This window comes from uncultured Sphingomonas sp. (assembly GCF_913777625.1).
GTDB lineage: Bacteria > Pseudomonadota > Alphaproteobacteria > Sphingomonadales > Sphingomonadaceae > Sphingomonas.
Genome location: NZ_CAJYTI010000022.1, coordinates 47916 through 58214, shown reverse-complemented (window position 1 = coordinate 58214; position 10299 = coordinate 47916). Strand labels below are relative to the sequence as shown.

Genomic DNA, 10299 nt, shown 5'->3' with positions numbered 1-10299 from the left:
ACGATGATCATCTCGATCCCCACGGGCGCGAAGATCTTCAACTGGCTGTTCACCATGTACAAGGGCCGCATCCGCTTCGAGCTGCCCATGATGTGGACCGTGGCGTTCATGGCCACCTTCGCCATCGGCGGCATGACCGGCGTGCTGCTGGCCGTGCCCCCGGCCGACTTCGTGCTGCACAACAGCCTGTTCCTGATCGCCCACTTCCACAACGTGATCATCGGCGGCGTGCTGTTCGGCCTGTTCGCCGGCATCAACTACTGGTGGCCCAAGGCATTCGGCTTCAAGCTTGACAAGAAGTGGGGCCTGGTCTCCTTCTGGTGCTGGGTCGTCGGCTTCTGGGTCGCCTTCACGCCGCTCTACGTGCTGGGCCTGATGGGCGTGACCCGTCGCCTGCGCCACTTCGACGATCCGAGCCTGCAGATCTGGTTCGTGATCGCCGCGATCGGCGCCGCGATCATCGCGGTCGGCATCGCCGCCTTCCTGCTCCAGATCTTCGTCAGCATCCGCAACCGCGAGGCGCTGAAGGACGAGAGCGGCGATCCGTGGAACGCGCGTACGCTGGAATGGGCGACCTCGTCGCCGCCGGCCGCCTACAACTTCCCGTTCACGCCGGTCATCCACGACCTGGATGCCTGGTACGACATGAAGTCGCGCGGCGCGGTGCGTCCGGTCTCGGGCTACCTGCCGATCCACATGCCGAAGAACACCGGCGCCGGCATCATCCTGGCGGGCTTCTCGCTGGTGTTCGGCTTCGCGATGATCTGGTACATCTGGTGGCTCGCAGCGGCGTCGTTCCTGGGTCTGATCGCCACCGCGATCGCCCATACCTTCAACTATGATCGCGACTTCTACATCACGGCAGAAGAAGTGACCGAAACCGAGAATGCGCGCACCGCGGTGCTCGCGCGCCTGGGAGCCTGAGGCGATGAGCGCCACGACCGTATCGACGGGCGACACGCCCGTCTTCTACCAGCTCGAGGAGGAGCATCACGAACCCGGCGGCAGCACGCTGCTCGGCTTCTGGATGTATCTGATGAGCGACTGCCTTATCTTCGCGATGCTGTTCGCGGCATGGGGCGTCTATGGCACCAGCTATGCGGGAGGCCCCACCTCCCACGAGCTGTTCGAGCTGCCGCTGGTGGCGGTGAACACGGCGATGCTGCTGTTTTCCTCGATCACCTACGGCTTCGCGATGATCGCCATGCAGGAGCAGCGCAAGGGTGCCGTCCAAGCCTGGTTGCTGCTGACGGCGCTGTTCGGCGCCGCCTTCCTCGGCATCGAGCTCTACGAATTCTCGAACCTCATCCATGAGGGCGCGGGTCCGTGGCGCTCGGCGTTCCTGTCGTCTTTCTTCACCCTGGTGGGCACCCACGGCCTGCACGTCACCTTCGGCCTGATCTGGCTGTTCACGCTGATGGTGCAGATCGGCCGCAAGGGCCTGATCCCGGCCAATGTCCGTCGCCTGCAGTGCCTGTCGTTGTTCTGGCACTTCCTCGACGTGATCTGGATCGGCGTGTTCACCTTCGTCTATCTGTTTGGAGCCATGCGATGAGCGCGGACACCCACGGGCACGCCGCCCACCACCACGGCCATGATCATGGCCATGACGCGCCGCACTCGACCCGCGGCGGCTACATCACCGGCTTCCTGCTGTCGGTCGTCCTCACCGCGATCCCGTTCGGGATCGTGATGGGCGGCTGGATCGCCAACACCCAGCTGGCGGTGGCGATCTGCGCAGGGCTGGCGATGGTGCAGATCGTCGTCCACATGATCTACTTCCTCCACATGAACAGCAAGTCGGAGCAGGGCTGGACCCTGATGGCGCTGGTGTTCACCGTGATCATCATCGTCATCGCGCTCGCGGGCTCGCTGTGGGTGATGTACAACATGAACATCAACATGATGCCCGGGATGGATTCCGGCGCAGGCATGTGAACCGGCCGGCTTCCCGGAACTGGATGGCGATCGCGCTGCTGCCGCTGATCGCCATCCTGCTCGGCCTCGGCATCTGGCAGGTCGAGCGGCGCAGCTGGAAGCTGGCATTGATCGAACGGGTGGAGCGGGGACTGGCGGCAGCGCCGGTTCCTGCCCCCGGACCCGCCGAATGGCCCCGCATCGACAGCGACGCCGCCTATCGCAAGCTCCGCGTCACCGGCCATTATCTGCCCTGCCGCACCAGGCTGGCCCAGGCCGTTACTGATCTCGGCCCCGGCAAATGGGTCATGACCCCGCTGGTCACCGATCGCGGCTTCACTCTTTTCATCAATCGCGGGTTCCTGCCCGACGGCCAGACGCTGCCGGATTGCGAGCGGGGGCCGGACACCAGCGTCACCGTTACCGGCCTGCTGCGCCTGAGCGAGCCCAAGGGCGGCTTTCTCCGCGCCAATGATCCGGCGGCAAACCGCTGGTATTCGCGCGACGTCGCGGCGATGGGGCAGGGGCTGCCCGCCGTCGCTCCCTATTTCGTCGACGCCGACCGCAGCGGCGATGGCTGGCCGCGCGGCGGCATGACCGTGCTGCGCTTTCCCAACAACCATCTCGTCTATGCGCTGACCTGGTTCGGCCTCGCCCTGCTGACCGCCTGGTTCGCGTGGCGGGCATGGCGCGGGCGCGGAGAGGCATGACCGCGCGGACGCCGGACGACGCCGCGCGCCGCAACCTGCTGCTGCTGGTCCAGCTCCGCTGGCTGGCGGTGCTGGGGCAGCTGACGACGATCCTCGGCGTCCATCTGGTGTTCGGGGTACGGCTGCCGCTGGTTCCGATGCTGGCGACCGTAGGTGTGCTCGTCACGCTCAACCTGGCGATGGTTCCCGCCCGCGCGCTGCGGCCGGCGACCAACGGCCAGGTCATGGCAGGGCTGCTGGTCGACGTCGCCTGTCTCACGGTACTTCTTTACCTGAGCGGCGGCGCGACCAACCCCTTCGTCTCCCTCTATCTGCTGCAGGTGGTGCTGGGGGCTGTGCTGCTCGACACCCGTTCGAGCTGGGCGCTGGTGGCGCTGACCAGCACCGCCTTTGCCGCCCTCGCCATCGTCCACCGCCCGCTGCCGCTGCCGGCGGCGCTGAGCAGTAGCCTTGCCGGGCCTTTCGTCTTTGCATTGTGGTTCAACTACACGCTGATCGCGACCCTCGTCGTGCAGTTCGTCACCCGCATCGCCCGCAATTTGCGCGACCGCGATGCCCGCCTGGCCGAACTGCGCCAGCGCGCGGCGGAGGAAGAACATATCGTCCGCATGGGCCTGCTTGCCAGCGGCGCGGCGCACGAACTCGGCACGCCGCTCGCTTCGATTTCGGTGGCGCTGGGCGACTGGCGGTCCGACGCCAAGATCCGCCGCGACCCCCAGCTCAGCGCCGAGGTGGCCGACATGCAGGCCGAGGTCGCCCGCTGCAAGGCGATCGTCGCCGGCATTCTGTTCGCCGCCGGCGAAGTGAGCGGCGAAGCGCCCGAGCGCACGACGCTGCGCGGCTTCGTCACCGGGCTGATCGAGAACTGGCCGCGCAACGACAGCGTCACGCTCGACTATCGGCTGCCGACCGACCTGCCGATCGTCGCCGACCGCGCGCTCGGCCAGTCGATCGTCAACCTTCTCGACAATGCGGTCGAGGCAGGCGCCGAGCGCATCCGTCTGTCGGTCAGCGCGCCGGACGACCTGCTGGTCCTGACGGTACGCGACGATGGCCGCGGTTTTCCGGCCTCGGTGCTGCCGCACATCGGCGACCCCTATAACAGCAGCAAGGACCGGCAGGGGGCTGGCCTCGGGCTGTTCCTGGCGCATAACGTGCTGCGGACGCTCGGCGGCACGCTTACCGCACGGAACCTCGAGGGCGGTGGCGCCGAGGTGCAGCTGCGCGTACCCGTTGCGGCTCTCGCACTCGAGGATAAGATCGAATGACGGCGCACAAGTTGTTGATCATCGAGGATGATGCCGTATTCGCTCGGACCTTGGCGCGGTCGTTCGAGCGGCGCGGCTACATGGTCGAGATGCTCAACGGCCCGGAAGACGTAGAGGCGACCGCGCGCGCCTTCGCGCCGACGCGAGCAGTGGTCGATCTGCGGCTTGGCGGCAGCTCCGGACTGGTATGCGTAAAGCAGCTCCACGATCTCGACCCGACGATGCGGATCGTCGTACTCACCGGCTTTGCCAGCATCAGTACGGCGGTGGAGGCGGTGAAGCTGGGCGCCACCAACTATCTGATGAAGCCGGCGAACACCGACGACATCGAGGCCGCGTTCGACCGCGTCGACGGCGATGTCGATACCGAACTGAAGGCGCGACCCACCTCGATCAAGACGCTCGAATGGGAGCATATCCACCAGACCCTGGCGGACACCAACTACAACCTCTCGGAAGCGGCGCGCCGGTTGGGCCTGCACCGCCGCACGCTGGCCCGCAAGCTGGACAAGAAGCACCTCTGATACCGTGCTGTGGGGGCGACGGGTGCCGACCCGTCGTCATGCCGGCGGAAGCCGGCGTCTCCTGCAGATGCGCGGTTCCGCTCTTGCCCGCTGTTGCGAAACCTTCGTTTCGGCGGGGATGCGGCTGATGGCGAAGAGGGCGAAGGGGGGATGCATCCACATCCATTCAGGTTGATACAGGCCGGTAGCTAGTGGAGATGCTTGCCGTCCGCGACAGTGGCAGCACGCTTCGCCAGCAGCGCGTGCGACTCGCGCAGGATCTGGGTGGCTCGCTCGACATCGACCGCCGGTGAAAACAGGTGCCCCTGGCCATAGGCGCAGCCGATGCCGCGAAGCCGCTCTGCCTGCAGCTCCGTTTCGACGCCCTCGGCGATCACCGCCATGTCGAGCTCGCGCGCAATGTGGAGCACGCCCTCCAGGATGGCGCGGCTGGCGCTGCTTTGCAGCAGCTGGTCGGTGAAGGTCTTGTCGATCTTCAGATAATCGACGGGCATGGTCAGCAGGTGGGTGAGTGACGCATAGCCGGTGCCGAAATCGTCGAGCGCCACCGCAAGGCCCCTGTCGCGGAACCAGCGCAGCGTGTCGGCGACCTGCGTGTCGCCCTGGCCGAGATAGACAGACTCGGTAATCTCGAGGGCCAGGTGGTGCAGCGGTACGCCGTGGCGGCCGAGCACTTCGGGGATCACCTCGCGCAGGCGGCCGCCATGGAAGTCGCTCGACGAGAAGTTCATGCCGACGTGGCGCGGGGCGATGCCGAGGTCACACCAGCGGCGCAGATCGAGGGCAACGCGCTCGAGCATCCGCGCGGTGATCGCACCGGCGACCTTGCCGTCCGTGGTCGCCTCGAAGAATTCGGCAGCGGAGGCGATCCGATCGCCCACTCGCATCCGGCAAAGTGCCTCGAAGCCAATGACCTCGCCGGTGACCAGGTCGAACACCGGCTGGTAATGGGGAAGCAGCCGGTCCTCGGAAAGCGCCCGCTCGACCGCGTGGATCGCCTCCAGCCGCCGCGCCATGCGGCTGGCGATGCCCGGCCAGTAGCGCACGAAGCTGCCGCGCGCGGTTTCCTTGGCGTGGTAGAGCGCGAGATCCGCGTTGAGGCGCACCTGTTCGGCGGTTTCGCCTTCGCCGATTAGCGCGCCGCCGGCGGTTGCGCGGGGCAGGACGTTGCGTTCGCTCCCCTCGATCGGCTGCGCCAGCGCGGTGAGCAGGCGTCGCGCCGTGTCGGCAGGGGCGGCTAGCGCCTCCGGGCTCTGGAGCAGCACGGCAAACTCGTCGCCGCCGAGGCGATAGGCCCGGTCGGGCGCTGCCACCTCGGCGAGCCGGTGCGCGGTGTGGATGATCAGGTCGTCTCCGGCGATGTGGCCGAAGGTGTCGTTGACGATCTTGAGATTGTCGAGGTCGAGCAGGATCAGGCCCCAGGCGCCGGGTTCGCTGCAATCGAGATCGCTCAGCGACGTGGTGAAGGCGGATCGGTTGGGCAGGCCGGTGAGGCCGTCCAGCTGAGCGCGGCGCACCTGCTTGGCGCGCCAGATATCCTGCTCGATCGCGATGGCACAGAGATGGAGGCAGACCTGGACCATACGCCGCTCGAGCGGGGTCGGCCCCCGCGGTACCGCATAATAGAAGGCGACCACGCCGGTCACTTCGCTGCGGCCGTTCTTGATGGGACTGGACCAGCAGGCACGCAGCCCCAGCGGGCGGGTGAGGTCGAGGAACTTGGTCCAGTTGGGGTCGGTTTCGATGTCGGTGCTGACATAGGGCTGGCCATGATAGGCCGCCGCGCCGCAGGACCCGACCTTGGGCCCGATCATCAGCCCCTCCAGCGACTGAAGATACTGTTCCGGCAGACTGGGGCCGGCGACGGGGATCATCCGCCCGGCCACATCCACCCGCATCACCGAGCAGCGGACCTCGGGCGCGCGCTGTTCGACTTCCCTGCACAGCCGATCGGTGACCGATGCAAGGTCGGCGCCTTTCGCGACCAGCTCCAAAATGTTGTTCTGAAGCGAAATGTCCACGCGTATCGCCACCTTTGCACGTTGTTGCATGGATGACAGAGCGCGCCTTGCGCCGGGCATAACGGCATCGCCTGTAAAACTACGTAGCAACGCAGGGGCGGCGGATGCTAGGGCCGCGCGCGAAACGGATACGGGTCTGCCCCGTGTCGCCTGGCTGCCGCCTCTGGAAGGAATTCTCGGCATGATCCGCGTCGCCATCGCCGCTGCCGCCGCCCTGATGCTTGCCGCACCGCAGGCGAGCGACAGCGGCCCCTATCTGGCGCCGGACCAGTATCCCGACGGCATGGCGATCGTGCCGCCGCCCCCCGCCATGGACAGCGCGGCCGCCGCGCTCGACCTCAAGATCTTTCGCGATACCCGCAAGCTCGAGGGAAGCCCGCGCTGGCGAATCGCGACCGACGACGTGACCAACGATCCACTTCGCCGCAACGCCTGCGCCATGGGGCTGGTGCTCGACGCGAAGCGCGCGCCTGTGCTGGCACGCCTGCTGGATCGTGCGGGCACCGGCCCGGTGGTCAGCACGGTCAAGGCCGCCTATCAAGTGCCGCGCCCCTATCTGCGTACCGAGGGCAATATCTGCGAGGCCAAGACCGCCCATCTCGCCGGGAATGGCGATTATCCCTCGGGGCACACCGCCAATGGCTGGATGGAGGCGCTGATCCTCGCCGAAGTGATGCCGGACCGCGCGACCGCGATCCTCGCCCGCGGCCGGGCCTACGGCGAAAGCCGGGCGATCTGCGGATCGCACAGCAAGAGCGCGATCGAGGCCGGGTACATGGCCGGCGCGGTGGTGTTCGCCGCGCTCCATGCGGCGCCCGCCTTCCGGCGGGATGTGGAGGCGGCACGCGCGGAAGTGGCGGCGCTGCGATCGACAGCGCCGCGCCCGGGCGGCGAGGCGTGCGCAGCCGAAGCGGCGGCATTGGCGGTGCGGCCCTGGTGAAGCCCCGACAGGCCCGTTGATCCGCTCTCGCGCATCGCCTAGGCAGGGGGCCGATCGCGCCGGTGCCCTTGGCGGGGCTTAATCGGGAATGCGGTGCGGGAAGGCGACTTCCCAAATCCGCGGCTGTCCCTGCAACTGTGAGCGGATAGCGCGATGCACTGGCCTCCTTGCGAGGGGCAGCCACTGGGCCCTGGGGCCTGGGAAGGCGTGCAGCGCGCAGTGACCCGCAAGCCAGGAGACCTGCCGGCGTCCGGTCGCTCTTGCCCTGGCCCAGGGGATGGCCGCGGCACGGTGTACTCCGTTTGAGCGACGAACGAAGCGGCGGGGGCCGCTCGTGGTCGCGTGGCCCGGTCGCTTGGGAAGCGTCCGGCCGGGGCGTGTGGCCGGCCGCTCGCGGTGGGCCCCTGCCAGGTCGCCCGACGCCGGAGTGCCGTTGCTTGTCCATCCTCGCCTTGCGTGTCCGCATCGCCTTGCTGTTTGCCGGGCTGATCGCCGCCAATCTCGCCGCCTGGGGCTGGGCTCTGGCCCTGTTCCACGCCCAGCCGCTGATGCTCGGCACCGCGCTGCTCGCCTGGGGGCTGGGCCTGCGTCATGCCGTCGACGCCGATCACATCGCGGCGATCGACAACGTTACCCGCAAGCTGATGAACGACGGCCAGCGGCCGATCACCACCGGGCTATGGTTCGCGATCGGCCATTCCGGGATCATCGCCATCGCCTCTACCGGCATCGCGCTCACCACCAGCGCGCTGGCCGGGATGGGGGCGCTCAAGGAACTGGGCGGCGTGGTCGCGACCTGCGTGTCGGCGCTGTTCCTGTTCGCCATCGCGGGCATGAACCTGATCATCCTGCGGTCGGTATGGAAGACCTTCCAGCACGTCCGCGCCGGCGGCGCCTATGTCGAGGACGACCTGAACCTGCTGCTCACCGCGCGCGGGCCGCTGTCGAAGCTGTTCGGGCCGATGTTCCGGCTGGTGAGCAGGAGCTGGCACATGGCGCCGCTCGGCTTCCTGTTCGGCCTCGGCTTCGATACCGCCACCGAGGTGGCGATCCTCGGCATGTCGGCGGGGCAGGCGGCCCATGGCGTCTCGCTCGGCACGCTGCTGGTGCTGCCGGCGCTGTTCGCGGCGGGCATGGCGCTGGTCGACACCCTCGACGGCGTGGTGATGCTGGGCGCCTATCAATGGGCGTTCGTGAAGCCGATCCGCAAGCTTTACTACAACGTCACGATTACGCTGATCTCGGCGCTCGTCGCGATCGTGATCGGCGGGATCGAAACGCTGGCGCTGATCGGCGACAAGATGGGCTGGTCGGGCGGCGCCTTCGGCCTTGCGGCGGATCTGGGCGCCCATTTCAACGGCCTCGGCTTCGCGATCATCGGCCTGTTCGTCGCCTGCTGGCTGGTCAGCTTCGCCATCTATCGCTGGCAGAGACTGGACGAGATCGAGGTGCGCGGCTAGAGCGAAGGGCGAAGGCTTGCCTTCGAAGATCGCGCCGGTGCCCGGTAGAACGGGCTTAATCGGGAATGTGGTGCGGGGGCCTCCCCCAAATCCGCGGCTGTCCCTGCAACTGTGAGCGGATAGCGCGATGCACTGGCCCCGCCTGAGGGGCAGCCACTGGGCCGATGCGGCCTGGGAAGGCGTGCAGCGTGCCGTGACCCGCAAGCCAGGAGACCTGCCGGCGCAACGGTCGCTCTTGCCTTGGTCCAGGGGATGGCCGCGGCACGGTATCTGCTTCCGTTCGAGCGACGAAGCTGTGCGGCTGGGGCTGCACGGTCGCGCGGTGTCGGGCGTCCTTCGCGCCCGCCCGTCGTCGCGCGCCGGCTGGACGCTTGTCCGGCAAGCCCCCGCCTCGTTCGCTCCGGCGCGGGGGGAAGATACCATGACCGACCTTGCCAAGGTCCCCGTCACCATCGTCACCGGCTTTCTCGGCGCCGGCAAGACCACGCTGATCCGCCACCTGATCCAGAACGCCGGGGGGCGCCGCCTCGCGGTGGTCGTTAACGAGTTCGGCACGCTGGGCGTCGACGGCGAGATCCTCAAGTCCTGCGTGATCCCCGATTGCCCGGCGGAGAACATCGTCGAGCTGGCCAATGGCTGCATTTGCTGCACGGTCGCCGACGACTTCATCCCCACGGTCGAGCGGCTGCTGGCGCTCGATCCGCGCCCCGACCATGTCCTGATCGAGACCTCGGGCCTCGCGCTGCCCAAGCCGCTGCTAAAGGCGTTCGACTGGCCAGCGATCCGCAGTCGCATCACCGTCGACGGCGTGCTGGCGCTGGCCGATGCCGAAGCCGTCGCCGAGGGCCGGTTCGCCCCCGACCTCGTCGCGCTGGAGGCGCAGCGCGCGGCCGATCCGGGCATCGACCATGAGACGCCGCTCGCCGAAGTGTTCGAGGACCAGCTCGCCTGCGCCGACATGGTGCTGCTCACCAAGGTCGATCTTGCGGGTCCCGAGGGCGTTGCCGCCGCCCGCGCGGTCATCGCCGCCGAGGCGCCGCGCCCGGTGCCGGTCGTGGAGATCCGCGAAGGTGCGATCGACCCGCGCGTGATCCTGGGGTTGGGCGCCGCCGCCGAGGACGACCTCGCCGCGCGGCCCTCGCACCATGACGGCGCCGACGACCACGAGCATGAGGATTTCGACAGCACCGTCGTGACCTTCGGCGAGATCGCCGATCCGGCCGATCTGGTCGCCCGGATCGAGCAGCTGGCGCGCGAGCACAAGGTGCTGCGGGTCAAGGGCTATGCGGCCGTGGCCGGCAAGCCCATGCGGCTGCTGGTCCAGGCGGTGGGGAGCCGCGTGCGACACCAGTATGACCGGCCCTGGCGCCCGGGCGAACCCCGCGGCACCGCGCTGGTCGCGATCGCCGAGCATGACGATGTGAACCCCGACGCTTTCCGCGCGGTGCTGAACGGCTGA

10 protein-coding genes and 2 riboswitches are annotated in these 10299 nt (G+C 68.0%); of the genes, 9 read left to right on the top strand and 1 reads right to left on the bottom strand.

What is annotated here, in order from left to right; translation table 11 throughout:
* From QZ814_RS12820 to QZ814_RS12795, 6 genes are all read left to right on the top strand, one after another.
* A partial coding sequence (locus tag QZ814_RS12820) for a cbb3-type cytochrome c oxidase subunit I (RefSeq protein WP_294332818.1) occupies positions 1–924 on the top strand: 924 nt, incomplete at its 5' end.
* A gap of 4 nt (positions 925–928) precedes the next feature.
* Positions 929–1555: a cytochrome o ubiquinol oxidase subunit III gene (gene cyoC / locus QZ814_RS12815; RefSeq protein WP_294332817.1), complete on the top strand. Its 627-nt coding sequence runs from the start codon at positions 929–931 to the stop codon at positions 1553–1555.
* Positions 1552–1938, top strand: coding sequence for a cytochrome o ubiquinol oxidase subunit IV (cyoD, locus tag QZ814_RS12810; protein WP_294332816.1), 387 nt, complete (start codon positions 1552–1554; stop codon positions 1936–1938). Before cyoC ends, cyoD begins: the two co-directional genes overlap by 4 nt.
* 23 nt (positions 1939–1961) lie before the next feature.
* Entirely contained in the window at positions 1962–2627 is a 666-nt protein-coding gene (locus tag QZ814_RS12805) for an SURF1 family protein (protein ID WP_294332814.1), read from the top strand.
* Entirely contained in the window at positions 2624–3895 is a 1272-nt protein-coding gene (locus QZ814_RS12800; protein ID WP_294332812.1) for an ATP-binding protein, read from the top strand. The genes QZ814_RS12805 and QZ814_RS12800 overlap by 4 nt, the downstream gene beginning before the upstream one ends.
* Entirely contained in the window at positions 3892–4419 is a 528-nt protein-coding gene (locus QZ814_RS12795; RefSeq protein ID WP_294332809.1) for a response regulator transcription factor, read from the top strand. The genes QZ814_RS12800 and QZ814_RS12795 overlap by 4 nt, the downstream gene beginning before the upstream one ends.
* Before the next feature lie 188 nt (positions 4420–4607).
* On the opposite strand, the gene QZ814_RS12790 is transcribed toward QZ814_RS12795, so the two are convergent.
* On the bottom strand, positions 4608–6440 hold the full coding sequence (locus QZ814_RS12790) for an EAL domain-containing protein (protein ID WP_294332807.1): 1833 nt from the start codon (positions 6438–6440) through the stop codon (positions 4608–4610).
* Between the two features lie 181 nt (positions 6441–6621).
* On the opposite strand from QZ814_RS12790, the gene QZ814_RS12785 reads away from it, so the two are divergent.
* From QZ814_RS12785 to cobW, 3 genes are all read left to right on the top strand, one after another.
* Positions 6622–7380, top strand: a complete 759-nt coding sequence (locus QZ814_RS12785; protein WP_294332805.1) for a phosphatase PAP2 family protein — start codon at positions 6622–6624, stop codon at positions 7378–7380.
* A gap of 43 nt (positions 7381–7423) precedes the next feature.
* A riboswitch (cobalamin riboswitch) is annotated at positions 7424–7643 on the top strand.
* A gap of 174 nt (positions 7644–7817) precedes the next feature.
* Positions 7818–8840 (top strand): HoxN/HupN/NixA family nickel/cobalt transporter, encoded by a 1023-nt coding sequence (locus QZ814_RS12780; RefSeq protein ID WP_294332802.1) that lies wholly within the window; start codon positions 7818–7820, stop codon positions 8838–8840.
* A gap of 18 nt (positions 8841–8858) precedes the next feature.
* Positions 8859–9077: riboswitch (cobalamin riboswitch) on the top strand.
* A 184-nt stretch (positions 9078–9261) separates the two neighbouring features.
* Positions 9262–10299 (top strand): cobalamin biosynthesis protein CobW, encoded by a 1038-nt coding sequence (cobW, locus tag QZ814_RS12775; RefSeq protein WP_294332800.1) that lies wholly within the window; start codon positions 9262–9264, stop codon positions 10297–10299.

Coding starts and splice junctions, on each gene's coding strand:
- QZ814_RS12795 (WP_294332809.1), top strand. CDS start 3,892: ATGACGGCGCACAAGTTGTTGATCATCGAGGATGATGCCGTATTCGCT.
- cyoD (WP_294332816.1), top strand. CDS start 1,552: ATGAGCGCGGACACCCACGGGCACGCCGCCCACCACCACGGCCATGAT.
- cobW (WP_294332800.1), top strand. CDS start 9,262: ATGACCGACCTTGCCAAGGTCCCCGTCACCATCGTCACCGGCTTTCTC.
- QZ814_RS12805 (WP_294332814.1), top strand. CDS start 1,962: ATGGCGATCGCGCTGCTGCCGCTGATCGCCATCCTGCTCGGCCTCGGC.
- cyoC (WP_294332817.1), top strand. CDS start 929: ATGAGCGCCACGACCGTATCGACGGGCGACACGCCCGTCTTCTACCAG.
- QZ814_RS12785 (WP_294332805.1), top strand. CDS start 6,622: ATGATCCGCGTCGCCATCGCCGCTGCCGCCGCCCTGATGCTTGCCGCA.
- QZ814_RS12800 (WP_294332812.1), top strand. CDS start 2,624: ATGACCGCGCGGACGCCGGACGACGCCGCGCGCCGCAACCTGCTGCTG.